This window comes from Segatella maculosa OT 289 (assembly GCF_000243015.1).
In the GTDB taxonomy this organism is placed as follows: domain Bacteria; phylum Bacteroidota; class Bacteroidia; order Bacteroidales; family Bacteroidaceae; genus Prevotella; species Prevotella maculosa.
Genome location: NZ_JH594506.1, coordinates 129,440 through 143,464, shown reverse-complemented (window position 1 = coordinate 143,464; position 14,025 = coordinate 129,440). Strand labels below are relative to the sequence as shown.

At 51.6% G+C, this 14,025-nt stretch carries 11 protein-coding genes; 5 read left to right on the top strand and 6 right to left on the bottom strand.

What is annotated here, in order from left to right:
- Positions 1-526 precede the first annotated feature (526 nt).
- Together coaD and ybeY are read left to right on the top strand one after the other, a co-directional pair.
- Positions 527-1,042 carry a pantetheine-phosphate adenylyltransferase gene (gene coaD / locus HMPREF9944_RS09395; protein WP_008565979.1) on the top strand — a complete coding sequence of 172 codons (516 nt, stop codon included), beginning with the start codon at positions 527-529 and terminating at the stop codon, positions 1,040-1,042.
- Positions 1,042-1,467 (top strand): rRNA maturation RNase YbeY, encoded by a 426-nt coding sequence (gene ybeY / locus HMPREF9944_RS09390; protein ID WP_008565978.1) that lies wholly within the window; start codon positions 1,042-1,044, stop codon positions 1,465-1,467. The genes coaD and ybeY overlap by 1 nt, the downstream gene beginning before the upstream one ends.
- Positions 1,468-1,495: 28 nt before the next feature.
- Here ybeY and HMPREF9944_RS09385 read toward each other — a convergent pair whose 3' ends face one another.
- The 6 genes from HMPREF9944_RS09385 to HMPREF9944_RS09360 form a co-directional block, all read right to left on the bottom strand.
- Positions 1,496-3,124 carry an alpha-L-fucosidase gene (locus HMPREF9944_RS09385; protein ID WP_044113607.1) on the bottom strand — a complete coding sequence of 543 codons (1,629 nt, stop codon included), beginning with the start codon at positions 3,122-3,124 and terminating at the stop codon, positions 1,496-1,498.
- 434 nt (positions 3,125-3,558) lie between these two features.
- Positions 3,559-4,593, bottom strand: a complete 1,035-nt coding sequence (locus HMPREF9944_RS09380) for an NAD-dependent epimerase/dehydratase family protein (protein ID WP_008565973.1) — start codon at positions 4,591-4,593, stop codon at positions 3,559-3,561.
- A 10-nt stretch (positions 4,594-4,603) separates the two neighbouring features.
- Positions 4,604-5,323: an IspD/TarI family cytidylyltransferase gene (locus HMPREF9944_RS09375; protein ID WP_008565972.1), complete on the bottom strand. Its 720-nt coding sequence runs from the start codon at positions 5,321-5,323 to the stop codon at positions 4,604-4,606.
- A complete protein-coding gene (locus HMPREF9944_RS09370) occupies positions 5,320-6,207 on the bottom strand; it encodes a LicD family protein (protein ID WP_008565971.1) in 888 nt (295 codons plus the stop codon). Before HMPREF9944_RS09370 ends, HMPREF9944_RS09375 begins: the two co-directional genes overlap by 4 nt.
- Positions 6,208-7,302: 1,095 nt before the next feature.
- Entirely contained in the window at positions 7,303-8,610 is a 1,308-nt protein-coding gene (gene eno, locus HMPREF9944_RS09365; RefSeq protein WP_008565969.1) for a phosphopyruvate hydratase, read from the bottom strand.
- Between the two features lie 143 nt (positions 8,611-8,753).
- Positions 8,754-10,154, bottom strand: a complete 1,401-nt coding sequence (locus HMPREF9944_RS09360; RefSeq protein ID WP_008565968.1) for a threonine/serine exporter family protein — start codon at positions 10,152-10,154, stop codon at positions 8,754-8,756.
- Between the two features lie 134 nt (positions 10,155-10,288).
- On the opposite strand from HMPREF9944_RS09360, the gene HMPREF9944_RS09355 reads away from it, so the two are divergent.
- The 3 genes from HMPREF9944_RS09355 (at position 10,289) to HMPREF9944_RS09345 (ending at position 13,506) form a co-directional block, all read left to right on the top strand.
- The gene (locus HMPREF9944_RS09355; protein WP_008565967.1) at positions 10,289-11,530 is read left to right on the top strand and encodes a D-alanyl-D-alanine carboxypeptidase/D-alanyl-D-alanine-endopeptidase; all 1,242 of its coding nucleotides are present in this window, start codon (positions 10,289-10,291) and stop codon (positions 11,528-11,530) included.
- Between the two features lie 72 nt (positions 11,531-11,602).
- Positions 11,603-12,754 carry a PCMD domain-containing protein gene (locus HMPREF9944_RS09350; protein ID WP_044113592.1) on the top strand — a complete coding sequence of 384 codons (1,152 nt, stop codon included), beginning with the start codon at positions 11,603-11,605 and terminating at the stop codon, positions 12,752-12,754.
- A 2-nt stretch (positions 12,755-12,756) separates the two neighbouring features.
- The gene (locus HMPREF9944_RS09345) at positions 12,757-13,506 is read left to right on the top strand and encodes a porin family protein (protein WP_008565965.1); all 750 of its coding nucleotides are present in this window, start codon (positions 12,757-12,759) and stop codon (positions 13,504-13,506) included.
- Positions 13,507-14,025: the final 519 nt, after the last annotated feature.

The following is a 14,025-nucleotide window of genomic DNA, read 5'->3' as shown; positions in this document are numbered from 1 at the left end:
CAGCGTGGTTGTTGAAACGAATGCACGCAGCGTTTTGAGCGGACGCACGAGCCGTGCGTCCCTACATGCCTTTTGTCTGCAAATCATCTTCATAATAGGACTAATCATAAAGGTCAAAGTTCAATGTTCAAAGTTCAAAGTCAAGGTCCCTACATGCGCTCGAGCAACTCACCACATGGGCCGCATTGATTACCAACGACTTACACCTTGCGTTCTAATCTCAGCCATTTCACCGCGCAATATGGCTGATTTTACCGCGCAATATAGCTGAGATTACGCGGTAAAATGGCTGCGATTGAAATACAAGATGACTGCGACCGTCTCCCATGTAGGGACGCACGGTCCGTGCGTCCGCTCATCATGTAACCCAAAAGCATGGGGAAGGGGCGAAAGGGCGCGCAATCCATGCGTTCCGGCAGGTAATCAGCAACTTCAAAGGCTAAACTTTCAACTTCAAAAGCCAAACTTCAAACTTCAAAGTAGAAAGATTTGCATTTCAACAAGGAATATATTAACTTTGCAACAGATGGAAAAAGAAACAAGAATCGGGCTCTTCACGGGCACTTTCGACCCCTTTACGATTGGTCATCAGAACATTGTAGACCGCGTGTTGCCGCTGTTCGACAAGCTGGTGATAGCCGTTGCGGTGAGCAAACTGAAGCATACGAGCGAGGAAATCGAGGCCCGTGTGCAGGCTATCAAGGCCGTGTTCGCAGGCGAAAAGCGCGTGGAAGTGAGGCCGTATGCCGACTTGACCATCGATATGGCACGCAGAGAAGGGGCGAGGTTCATCGTTCGTGGCGTGCGATCTGCCAAGGATTTCGAGTATGAACGCGAGCAAGCCGACATCAACAAGCAGCTCGGCGGCATCGAAACCCTGCTGCTTTTTGCCGATCCGAGGCTGTCGAGCATCAGTAGTTCGATGGTCAGAGAGCTGCAATTCTTTGGGAAAGACGTGGCAGAATGGCTGCCCCAACCTTGCTCCGGCAACCCTTCTCCGGCTCGCTTCGGAGGGCATGAGACGCTTAAACAAACTGAATGATGATTACATACAACGCAGACGGCATCGCAATGCCGAAGCTCAAGCGACGCCTCCTCAACCGGTGGATTAAAGCTGTTGCAGAAAGTTACGGCCGGAAGGTGGGCGAAATTGGTTACATGTTCGTTGACGACGCGAAGATATTAGCAGTCAACAACAACTATCTGGGACACGATTACTATACCGATATCATCACTTTCGACTACGATGAAGGCGACACCATCAACGGAGATCTCGTGATAAGCCTCGACACCGTGCGCACGAATGCCACGCAATTCGGCAAGGATTACGACGAAGAACTCCACAGAGTCATCATTCACGGCGTGCTCCATCTCTGCGGAATCAATGACAAAGGACCGGGAGAACGCGAGATTATGGAGGCCAATGAGAACAAAGCATTGGCGTTGTTAAAGGCTTTGGAGGGTTGATTTTGGCCCAAAAGGCCTCCGCAGTCCCCTATTCTATCTTCATCACGAGCGCGATTTGATTGGGAAGCGTGGCAGGAAGCGTGACGGAAAGTCCGTGTTTGGTTTGGCGAAACGCCACTTCTCCGTGGCCCAAAAGGCTGACACGGCGGGCTTTCTTGACGGCTTTCAGCGTGACCATCGAGCCGGGTTGCGGCGCACAGAGGGTGGTTGCATAGAGCGTTTTGCCTTTCCTAACGTAGCGAATATCAGCCGAAGTGAACGTCACTTTTCCCTCATTGAAGCCCTGATCCTTTAGCGGTTGGGGGCTGTCTACGGCCGGTCCTTCACCAAAAATGACCCAAGGTCGCGTGCCATAGATACTCTCTCCGTTGGCCTTCAGCCATGTTCCTACCTCGCAAACTACCTTATATTCGAGCGAATCTATCGTGCCATCGCCTTTCACAGGCACGCTTAACAGGAGGTTACCATTCTTACTTACGACGTCGACAAGGGTTTGAATGACGGCTTGTGCAGTCTTGTAAGTGCCGTCAAAGAAGCGGCGTTTGTCGTAATGCCATGAGCCGATGCACGTGCAAGTCTGCCATGCTTGAGGCTGAATGCGGTCGGGTGTGCCGCGTTCCACGTCCCACATGAGCGCCTTTTTGTGCCATTCTTTGAGCACTTTCCCTGTCACCACGACCTCATTTCGGCCGCCGTTGCGAGCCATACTCTTGTTATAGAGGTGGGCAGTGAGCTGCAATCCCGCGTCGGAAAAGGGATAAAGGGGCAGCACAGTGTCGTCGAAATAGACCACGGATGGGTCGTATTTGTTGATTAGGTCCATGGTTCGGTTGTAGAATCTGTCGCAGTAAGCTTGGTCGGGTAGCGTCACTTGCGTCGGATTCCAGTCCCATTCGCCGTTGTTTTTACTGCGTGTATGCCGCTGTTCGTAGAGGTCTTGCAGGTCAAGACCGTCCCACCACATTCCCTTTCCATCGGCTTTTGTCAGGCAACCGTCGTAAGGTTGTCCCTTGAAAGTGCCCGAAGTGTCGGCTCCTCTGGCTGTTTCATACCACGTCCATGCATGGGCTGCGTGCACACTGAGGCCCAAAGGCATTCCCAATTTGCGGCAGGCTGCGGCCCAACCTGCTATGATGTTCTTCTGCGGTCCGAGTGAAACTGCGTTCCAAGGTTGGTACTTACTGTCCCAAAGATCAAAGTTATCGTGGTGGTTGGCCAGTGCGAAGAAGTAGCGGGCCCCGCAGTCTTGATACAGTTTCACGAGTCTTTCAGGGTCCCATCTCTCAGCTTTCCACTCGCGAATCCAGTCTTTAAAGCCGAAATCCTTCTGCGGATTGCGGGCCTCTTTGCTGAAGGTATAGGCATCAGAGCCCTGCTCATACATTCTGCGGGCAAACCAATCGCCGTATTCGGGCTGGCATTGCGGACCCCAATGTGCCCAGATGCCGAACTTTGCATCGCGGAACCAAGCCGGGCATTCATAGTCGGAAAGCGACTCCCATGTGGGCTTATACTTTCCTTTTTGAATGGGTTCGCGCGATGTGTCGACCCTCACGGTGATGGCCTTTTCGGCCTCTTGCGGACTGTCGTAGCTGTTTTGTGCCGGCAATGCGAGTGGTAATGCCAGCAAGAAGGTGAGCATGGTTGTTCTTGTCATGTCAGGTTGGTTGATTGAGACATAGGTTTCCGCTTGCAAAGTTATCCATTTCTTCCCGAACCTGCAAGGACTTGGCCCGTCATTTGGCTTCTCTTCGCCTGCAATGTCAGCCATATTACCGCGCAATATGACTCATTTCACCGTACAATCTCAGCCATTTCGTCGCACAAAATGGCTGATATGGAAAACCGATTAGGCGTATGTAGGGACGCACGGCCCGTGCGTCCGCTCAAAATGCTGCGTGCATTCGCTCCAACAACCGCGCTGTTTGCTTGCCATCGCCTTGCGCGGACACTCCAACAACCGTGCTGTTTGTTTGTTATTAACCTTGCGCGGACGCACGAGCCGTGCGTCCCTACACACCTCTTGCCTGCAAATCATTTTTTAATAGGGCTAATCCTAAAGTTCAAAGTTCACACTTCAATGTTCAATATTCAAAGTGCCGCCGTCGTTTCTCTCATGGAACCTATCAATCTGTCGTACATTTCGTGCAAATCATACCGGGGTTTCCAGCCCAAGGCCTCTAATTTCGCGGCCGAAAGCAGTAGCTTTGTCGTCGGAGAATAGCCCATGCCGCCTTGCAACCTGACCACCGTGCGAATGGAAGAACCGAACTCTCGGCACACCATCTCGGCCATTTCGCGAATCGAAATATAGGTTTCGCGGTTGGAAACGTTATACGCTTCGCCGGCCGTTCCTTTCAACATGACATACAGAATGCCCGAGATGGCATCCATGGTGTAGCAATAACAGCGGCAAAGATCGCCCTTTGTGTGAAGCGTGATGTCTTGATTTTGAATGACACAACGGGCGAATTGGGCAAACACACGCGTGTCGTCAGGGGCCACACCTGCGCCAAATACCTGCGCCAAACGGGCTATCTTGACCGGGCATCCATGCTCTTTGGCATAGCTATGGCACAGGGTTTCGGCGAGTCTTTTAGCCATCGGGTAACTGCTGCGCACCGACATGGGGTCGATATAGCCCTGCACTTCTTCCGTAATGGGGGTAGAATCGTCGGTTATCGTGCCGTAGATTTCGAGCGTAGAAGCAAAGACCAACGACTTCAAAGGCTGTTCCATGGCATACGACAGCACGGCTTTTGTGCCGCGATACACCGTGTCGATGGTCTCTACCGGCTTGTCTACAAAATACTTGGAAGCCGTTGGAGCGGCGAAATGAAGGACATAATCCACTGCAACGGGAGGCATGAAGGCTCCGTTGTCCGCTGAAAAATCGTAGACATAATAGCGAAGCTGGTCGCTTTCTGCACCCAACACGCGTCCGGCCTTGGCCATATCGCGGACGACGGCCACCACTTTTGCACCGATACTCAGCAGACATTTCACTGCCAAACTGCCCAAAAGGCCCGTCGCTCCCGTTACGCAAACCGTCGTTCCGACCAAAGATGAGCCGAGTTCGAAATGCGTTTTGAAGGCCTTGATGTCGTTTTCTAAAACCTTATTCATGCCAAACAACCTATAAACCGAATATCTGTTGGTCTTCATGCACCTTCACCATGGCCCGCAAAACAAAGAAGTCTGTCGGCGTGGTTATCTTGATGTTCTCCATCGGACCAATGATTGTGCCCAGCGTCATGCCCTGACTATTCATCATGGTGCACGAGTCTATGTAGTCATGGCGGCCTTCCTTGATGGCCTTTCTGTGGGCCGCAAGAATGTCATTCAGCCTGAATGACTGCGGTGCACGGGCTATCAGAGAGGCCGATCTCGGCGGAATTTCGAGGCTTCCGTCGGCTTGTTTGACGACGAAACTCTCTGTTGCAGGTACGCAGGTGATGCACGATCCGCACGCTTCCACCTTATTTATATTGTCGGTTATCGTTGTTTCAGTGATCAAAGGTCGCACACCATCGTGTATCAACACCGTGGCATTGTCGCCCTTTGCATAGGCTTCTGCGGCGCAAAGTCCGTTGTAAATAGAGTCTTGTCCGGTTGTTCCGCCGGGCACAATGCTTACCACTTTGTTGATTTCAAACTTCTTTAGCTGCTTTTCCAGATAGGGAATCCACCCTTCGATGCAGGCAACAACGATGGCATCTATCAAGGGATGGTTGTCAAAAAGCTCCAAAGTATAGATGATAATGGGCTTTCCATTGAGATCGAGAAACTGTTTTGGCTTCGATTTCGTATGCATCCGAAGTCCCGATCCACCGGCAAATATAACGGCAATGTTCATTTTTTGAGGTTCAATATGCGTTTGATAGCTTTCAAGTCGAGGCGTTTGTCAAGGTCGAAAAACACTTTTTGGTGATGCGAGGCCCGCTGTTCCACGGGCGGAAGCGTCATGTAATTGCCGAAGAAATGGCGAAGATAGGCGTCGTAGTCGTGGGGCAGGTTCACCATGAGGCCCTCGAAGGCAAACATCTGCGGCGTTTCGAGCCACGCTTTCGGGTAGATTTCCTGTCGTTGATAGGCCCCGCTGTAGGTGACAACCCTTGAAGACAGGGCGTAATCATGGCCGTATGCGATGCTGTCCATCTGTTTCAAGAGCCACCGTCTGAGCCACGAACGACAGCAAAAGGCCACGGTCTTCACGGCAAAACGGCCCCATTCGCGCCGCTTCGCCAGCAGACCGACGTACTCACCGAAGCTGTTGTGCGTGGAAACGGCCTCCAGTTTGTTCATCAACCGCTTGAAACGGCGTTTCTCCCGATAGCATGTTTCCACGTCGTCGCAGGCACCGTCCAAGGGAAAGATGTCGATATAGAGCCCGAAGACGCAGGGGATTCGCTCGTTTTCGAGCAGCGTTGTGCGTGCATTACACATCTTGGCGAAGTACATCGGATAGTCTTTCGTCGCGTAAGGTGACAGTACTTCGTAGCCTTCGGGCATCGAATGGGCCGCCAAAGCAAGGAAGCGGTCGTAGTCGGGACGCGGCATGAACACGTCGATATCGTCGTCCCAAGGAATCATTCCCTGATGGCGCACGGCCCCGATGGCCGTTCCTCCCGCGCAGAAATAGCGTAGTCCCTGCGCTTCGCAGATGCGGATAAAGACCGAAAGCACGTCAATGATAACGGCGTTCCACCGTGGTTGGAGTTCTTTTGTCACCTCTTGCATAGTTGCAAACTTACATATTTTTTTTCATTTGCAGCCGCTTTCGTCGCTAAAATATCCGTTTTCTCGGCACAGTTGAACATGAATGGAGAATATTTGCTGCTTTATTTGGGTTCATTCTTACCTTTTCCATGGCAATTAGTGCGTGGCTTTTCTCCCCGGTTTTGTTATTATACAGAGTAATGGTGATGGGCGTGGGGAGCGTATGAAGGGCTTGTTTCCCTTTCTGTGGCTTAAAAAGAACAACGAAACCAGTCGCATTGATGCGTAAAATGGCTGAGATTACGCGGTAAAATGGGCCATATTGCGCGGTGAAATGGCTGAGATTGAAACGCAAGGTGTAAGTCGTTGGTAATCAATGCGGCCCATGTGGTGAGTTGCTCGAGCGCATGTAGGGACCTTGACTTTGAACTTTGAACATTGAACTTTGACCTTTATGATTAGTCTTATTATGAAGATGAGTTGCAGACAAGAGGCATGTAGGGACGCACGGTCCGTGCGTCCGCCCAAAACGCCACGTGTATTCGCTCCAACAACCATGCTATTTGCTTGTCATTCACCTTGCGCGGACGCATGAGCCGATGTATATTGACTTATATTCCCAACGGAGCGGACGCACGAGCCGTGCGTCCCTACATGCTTGTCATGGCTATATTAATGTGCAAAATGGTTGAGATGGCAAGTTGCGCGAGTGCATGTAGGGACGCACGGCTCGTGCGTCCGCCCAAAATGCTGCGTGCATTCGCTCCAATAACCGCGCTATTTGCTTGTCATTCACCTTGCGCGGACGCACGAGCCGATGTATATCGACTTACATTTTCAACGGAGCGGACGCACGAGCCGTGCGTCCTTACATACCTATTGTCTACAAATCATCTTCATAATAGGACTAATCATAAAGGTCAAACTTCAATGTTCAAACTTCAAAGTCAAAGTCCCCACATCGTCATCATGGGCGTATTGATACGCAATTTGGGCTCCGCTGTAAACCGGTAAGGTTGGTTTCTGAGGGCACAAATCATAAAAAAGTGTCCGAATGTGGTCGGACACTTTTTCCATGTTATTGAGAATGCGTTGTTCCAAACAGGAACTTCGCTCTTATTTCAACTTCTTGTAACCGTATTGTGCGGTGCAGCAGAGTTCCTCTTCGATGCGAATGAGCTGGTTGTACTTGGCCATTCGGTCGGTACGGCTCATCGAACCGGTCTTGATTTGACCTGAGTTTGTTGCCACAGCAATATCAGCTATCGTCGTGTCTTCGGTCTCTCCGGAACGGTGAGAGGTCACGGTTGTGTAGCCATGACGGTGAGCCATTTCGATAGCCTCAAGGGTTTCGGTGAGCGAACCAATCTGATTGACCTTGATAAGAATAGAATTTGCCGCGCCCATCTTGATGCCCTTTTCGAGGAACTTCACGTTGGTCACGAACAAGTCGTCGCCTACCAACTGACAACGGTCGCCGATTTTTGCGGTCAGTTTCACCCAGTTCTCCCAGTCGTTCTCATCGAGTCCGTCCTCAATAGAGTCGATAGGATATTTCGTGATGAGCTGCTCAAGATAAGCAATCTGCTCATCTGCCGTGAGTTTCTTGCCGTTCGGGTCCTTCGGCATGCCGTTTTTCAGCTGGCGATAGTCGTAGAACCACTTGCCGTTCTCCTGTACGGCAAACTCTGAAGCAGCGCAGTCCATGGCAATCTTCACGTCTTTTCCGGGTTCATAACCGGCGTCTTTGATGGCCTGAATGATAGAGTCGAGCGCATCTTCGATGCCATCGAACTTAGGAGCAAAGCCTCCTTCGTCTCCCACAGCCGTTGAAAGTCCGCGCTTTTTCAGGTTCTTTGCCAATGCATGAAACACCTCTGCACCCATGCGAACTGCCTCTTTTTCGCTCGGAGCTCCTACTGGACGGATCATAAACTCTTGGAAAGCAATCGGCGCATCGCTATGTGCTCCGCCGTTAATAATGTTCATCATAGGAACCGGAAGCACGTAAGTATTGGCGCCACCGATGTAACGATACAATGGAATATTAAGGGCTTTGGCAGCCGTTTGTGCCACAGCAAGGCTCACACCAAGAATGGCATTGGCTCCTAATTTGCTCTTTGTTGGGGTGCCATCCAAGCCAAGCATCTTGTAATCGAGGGCGCGTTGGTTAAGCACATTTTCCCCTTTCAGTGCCGGAGCTATCACGTTATTGACGTTCTCTACGGCCTTTAATACGCCCTTACCACAGTAACGTTGCTTGTCACCATCGCGGAGTTCGAGGGCCTCGTTCTCGCCGGTTGATGCACCAGACGGCACACTTGCACGGCCCATCACGCCGTTATCGAGCGTCACTTCTACTTCAACTGTCGGGTTACCTCTTGAATCGAGGATTTCTCTTGCATGAATTTTTTCAATCTTCATAATCTCTTTTATTAAGTTGATACTATATATTTTCAGGCAAAGATAGCCATTTTTTTTATTATATGCAATACCTATATATAATGTTTTGCATTTTTTCGGCTACGTGTTTCGGCCGTTTTGCAGACAGAAGCACCCGAAGCGGGTCACTTCTCCTGCGACTTTTGCTCTTTATTGATGCGATGTCGCTCGCAAAGCAAGTCGTAGAGACGTTGCTTGCGCTTGCTTTCAAGCAACCGATGCACGAAGATATGAGGCAAAGCCACGCCCAAAGCAATGCACAAGATGACGAGCGAAGCCTTGATAAGGTTGTTCATGGCCACCGTTACTTGGCCGATAACGCCCGTCATTTCGATGAAGGCAAAGAGCGCACGATACATCAATACGCCCGGAACCATGGGGATAACGCTCGGTATGGAGATGCATTGATGGGGCGTATGGAACCAATGTTGGGCGCGAGTAATAATGAGACTGACGAGCATGGAGCCTGTCAACGAACCGATAATCACGCCTTGGTCGAGGCCAATGTTACCGTTGCTGGCTCCTAAGTTCACGAAATTCCGACAGCAAACGGCAATGATTCCGCCCACCGCAATGACTGGAAGCAGACGGCGAGGTGTGTTGTATATCATCGAGAAACCCATGGCCGAGATGGCTGCGGCAATGGCATATTCAAAGTAATTGTGGTGAGGTGTAATCGGAAGGTCGGTCACGAAGTTGTCTATTCCGCATATTTTAATGGCGCAGGCGATGCCGAATGACATCGCTCCCACCATGATTAGCGTATTCAAAGCCCGCGTGATGCCAGTCTGAATGTGGCCGTCGAGCATGTCGCTCACAAAGTTGATCAGCGGCACGCCGGGCACAATGAAGAGCGCACAGGCCAGCAACGGGTGCCAAGGAGTGGCCGAATGGAGAAACGCAGGCACTGCATGAGCCACCGGACCCACTGAGAGAAACGTGAAAAGCCAGGCCAACATCGTTGCCACAAAGGCTGAGATTCCGATGCCGGCATAGGCATTCGTGCCCTTCTTCGCAAGGAACATCTTGAGCCGAAAGCCCAATATTGCGGCGATAGATGCATAGAAAAACGATGTCCAGTCACAACCGAATTGAACGCAAAAGCCGCCACATGCGAAGCCACTTCCAATGGATACTTCCCACGGCGTGTACCGGTTTTTCTTCTTACCCAGCTGATACAGCCGCTCCGCATAGGCGTCCAAGGAGAGGTTTTCCTTGATACAACTCCATGAAAGGCGACTCATTTCGGAGATAACGGCCATGTCGATGATGTGTCGTTTGCAGTGTTGGAACTTCGTAAACGAGTGGGTGTCGTCGTGATAATTCACCATCAAGATGTCGTAGTTGACGTAGAGATGAAGGTTTTCGTTGCGAAGTCCGAGGAAAGCGATGGTTCTTTTGAGGGTCCGCATGATGCGTGTCGTGTCGGCAGAGCACTCCATCAGCAGGCAACCTGTCTGTAAAAGGAGGCCCAATTTGCGGTTCACAACCTCCTCATGTTCTTTCAATACGATGCTATCTTCCATTGTCTTTGTCTGAATTGCGGTGCAAAGTTAATGCTTTTTTCCGAATATGGTCGGCCCTATCTCGATTATTCGCACGCCGAAACAGCCCGTTTCAAGTTTTTTTATTACTTTTGCATGACGACAAAAACAAAGCAATGGACATCAAAAGAAGCTTCAGGATAGGGCTCATGCTGGCCCTCGCAGCCGCGATGATGGGCGGTTGCGGCAGCAAGAACAAAGGAAACGGACAGGCAGGAACGGACTCCGAGGCAGGCAATATCCCCGTAGACACGGCACTCCGGCACCGACTTTCCGACTTTGCTGCACTGCCCCGACCGGCCGGGGCCTTTGGTTTTCATGTCTATGACCTCACGGCAGAGAAGCCCGTTTACGGCTGTAACGAAGACACGGTGCAGCCTTCAGCCTCGTGTTTGAAGCTCCTGAGCGGCATAGCGGGGCTGCATTTGCTTGGCACAAAATATCTTTATACCACATCGCTTTACACAAAAGGCATCACGAAAGACGGCACTTTCAAGGGCGACATCAGCTTCAAGGCCGGCTTGGATCCGCAGGTGAACGAGCCCGACCTCGACATGTTTGCCCGTGCCTTGCGCCGTAAAGGCATCCAAAAACTTGACGGTCGGCTCGTCATCGACCTTGTTTTGACAGCCCCGGTGCAGAGCGAAGCCCACTGGTATCCGTGGGATTTGGCGTTTTCCCGATATGGTTTGTTCTACAGGGGAGCCGAACGTGTTGAGAAAGCGCTCAAGCATGCGCTCCGAACAGCGGGCATTTCGATTGACGATGAGCAGGTGGTTCGGGGCCGAACGCCACGCGGTTCGCATTGCATCTTCCGTTTCTACCGTTCCATCGACCGCGTCATCGACCGCATGTGGAAGAACAGTTCCAACACACAGGCCACGGCTTTGATCTACACCATCGGCCATCATGTCAACCCGAACGGCGAACCTATCGCCACCGGACTGGCCTATCTGCGTGGCTTCATGCGCAATGAACTGGGCATAAGAGACACCTCTCACGTGATACATGACGCCTGCGGACTCTGCATTCACAACCAAGTTTCGCCCCGAACGCTGACCACTGTTCTGCGATATGGCTATCACAACAAGGCCATTTACCGCATGTTGGACAACCATCTGGCCGTTTCCGGCATCGACGGTACGCTGCGTCGTGAGCTGGCAAGCCCCAAATTGCGAGGTAAAGTGCGCGGAAAAACGGGCACACTCTCCCACCCTTACGGTATCAGTTCGCTTGCCGGTTACTGTCAAGACAGCAACGGTCATCTGCTTACTTTTGCCATTATGGACCACAAGATGTCGGTACTTGACGCGCGAGTGCTGCAAAGAAAGCTCTGCGAGATAATGGTTGAAAAGTAAGAAAGTAAAAAGATAAAAAAGGAAAAAAGGCAATTTTTTCGTATCTTTGCATTGTTTTTAACACGCATAACGATGAAGATGATTTTCAGAATGGCGTCCGTGGCCTTGCTTTGTGCCGCATTCACGTCGTGTATCAAGGAAGAAGCACCGAACGCAGAGTGCGATATCGAACAGGCATTCGTGAGCATTGAGAAGCCGGGAGACGTTTTTTACAATGCCAACGACACGCTGGTCAACATTCCGTCTACCACGGTTGACATTGTTTTCCGCACCAAACGAAAGCCCAAACAGACTGTCTTTGCACCGAAGTTCAGGCTGACCGAGGGCGCAACCATCACGCCGGCAAACGGTTCGGCGCATGATTTCGGTCGCGGACCTGTGGTATATACCGTCACTTCGGAGGACGGAAACAGCAGCCGTGTCTATCGTGTCAGCTTCCAAGGCAGCGCAAAGATGGTGGGCGACGTGGTGAAGTTCGACTTCGAAAACGTGGCCAAAGACAACTTGACCGGCCTTGCCGACTTCTATAAATGGCAGGAAAAAGGACCCAACGGCATGGAAGACGTGTGGGGAACGGGCAATGCCGGCTTCTCATTGTCGGCATGGGACCAACCGATTGATGCCGACCCGACGATTCCAATCAATGGGATGGAGGGCAAAGGTGTGCAGATGACCACCCGAAGTACGGGCGCATTGGGCAAGATGGTCAAGAAACCTATCGCCGCAGGTAACCTCTTTTACGGTGCCTTCGACCTGCAAAATGCACTTGCAGACGCCTTGAAAGCCACGCGATTTGGGCATCCCTTCAATCGCAAACCCATTCGTTTCACGGGCTATTATACGTACAATCCGGCCGAACATGTGACCGATCAGGAGCTCCATACGGTGGATATCAAGGATAGTGCCGCCGTTTACGCCGTGTTCTACCGTAACCACGACGCCAAAGGCAATGCCGTTGTGCTCGACGGCACCAACATCAAGACCTCACCGCTCATCATTGCAACGGCCGACATGGGCTATGTGAAGCCGCAGAAAGCGTGGACAGCGTTCGAAGTTTCATTCAAATACGTCAGCAATATCGACCTCGACGTGCTCGAACATAACGGCTATAGCTTGGCCATCGTGTTCTCTTCGAGTAAGCGCGGCGACCAATTCATCGGTGCCATCGGCTCAACCTTGTGCGTCGACAAAGTGAGAATCATTTGCGAAAAGGAGGAGAAATAATCATGAGAAAGTTCATCTTGGCCGGCATCATCGTCTTGACAGCCGGCACAGCACAGGCACAATGCTGTTCTAAAAACGACATTTCGTTCACGGCACGGCTGGGTTATTCCGTCGGAGGAACGGCTCCCGTGGGGCTTCCTCGCAGCATTCGCCGGCTGAACAGCTACACCCTGATGCCCAATTTCCAGTTGGGTATCGACGTAGAAAGGCGGTTCTGCAGCGGCATAGGCATCATGTCGGGCCTCCGTTTCGAGAACAAAGGCATGCAGGAAGACGCTCGTGTGAAGAATTATCACATGGCCTTCAGTCAGGGAAGCCAATATCTTGAGGGCCAATACACGGGCGATGCCAAGACGAAAGTAAACGAATGGATGTTCACGGTGCCCGTCATGGCGACCCTGCATGTGGGCGATAAGGTGCGACTGAAGGCCGGTCCGTATCTCTCTTACGTTGTTTCAAAACAGTTTGAAGGCTGTGCTCACGGCGGTTATCTGCGCGTCGGGGGTCCCACGGGAGCTAAAATCAGCATCGGAGAAGGGCCGGGACAGCGCGGAGATTACGATTTTAGCGACGACATGCGCCGCTTTCAAGTGGGCTTGACCCTTGGCTGTGACTGGCTGTTTGCAGACAGATTAGGTGGCTATCTCGACCTGAATTGGGGCCTGACCGGCATTCATCACAGCGGTTTCAAGACCATTGAGCAAACCCTCTACCCCATTTTTGCAACGGTAGGTGTGGTGTATGAGCTGTGAGAGGGGCCTCCCCCAGCGCCTAAGAGCCTCCCCCTGACCCCTTAAAACCTACCCCCAGCCCCTCCCAAAGGGAGGGGAGGGCCAACAGTGTGGGCCTCTTTAGGGTGGAGTGGAGCCTCCCCCAGACCCTCCAAAGGAGGGGAGGGCGAATAGCGTGAGGGATATTGGAAAGCATAGTAGCAAGAATGGCGTTGCAAGAACTATCGGTTAATTTCCCTTGCTTTTATTAATCGTAAAATCATCGCGTTGGAATAGCGTTGCAATATCAGCCACATTGCACGGTAATATGGGCCATATTGCGCGGTGAAATGGGTGAGATTACCGTGCAAAATGGCTGAGATGGCAACGCAAGGTGTAAGTCGTTGGTAATCAATATGCCTGATATGGAAAGCTGTGCGAATGCATGTAGGGACGCACGGCTCGTGCGTCCGCTCAAAACGCTGCGTGCATTCGCTTCAACAACCATGCTATTTGCTTGCCATTCCCCTTGCGCGGACGCACGAACCAATGTATATCGAC

Coding starts and splice junctions, on each gene's coding strand:
- HMPREF9944_RS09355 (WP_008565967.1), top strand. CDS start 10,289: ATGGACATCAAAAGAAGCTTCAGGATAGGGCTCATGCTGGCCCTCGCA.
- HMPREF9944_RS09370 (WP_008565971.1), bottom strand. CDS start 6,207: ATGCAAGAGGTGACAAAAGAACTCCAACCACGGTGGAACGCCGTTATC.
- ybeY (WP_008565978.1), top strand. CDS start 1,042: ATGATTACATACAACGCAGACGGCATCGCAATGCCGAAGCTCAAGCGA.
- eno (WP_008565969.1), bottom strand. CDS start 8,610: ATGAAGATTGAAAAAATTCATGCAAGAGAAATCCTCGATTCAAGAGGT.
- HMPREF9944_RS09375 (WP_008565972.1), bottom strand. CDS start 5,323: ATGAACATTGCCGTTATATTTGCCGGTGGATCGGGACTTCGGATGCAT.
- HMPREF9944_RS09350 (WP_044113592.1), top strand. CDS start 11,603: ATGAAGATGATTTTCAGAATGGCGTCCGTGGCCTTGCTTTGTGCCGCA.
- HMPREF9944_RS09345 (WP_008565965.1), top strand. CDS start 12,757: ATGAGAAAGTTCATCTTGGCCGGCATCATCGTCTTGACAGCCGGCACA.
- coaD (WP_008565979.1), top strand. CDS start 527: ATGGAAAAAGAAACAAGAATCGGGCTCTTCACGGGCACTTTCGACCCC.
- HMPREF9944_RS09385 (WP_044113607.1), bottom strand. CDS start 3,124: ATGACAAGAACAACCATGCTCACCTTCTTGCTGGCATTACCACTCGCA.
- HMPREF9944_RS09380 (WP_008565973.1), bottom strand. CDS start 4,593: ATGAATAAGGTTTTAGAAAACGACATCAAGGCCTTCAAAACGCATTTC.
- HMPREF9944_RS09360 (WP_008565968.1), bottom strand. CDS start 10,154: ATGGAAGATAGCATCGTATTGAAAGAACATGAGGAGGTTGTGAACCGC.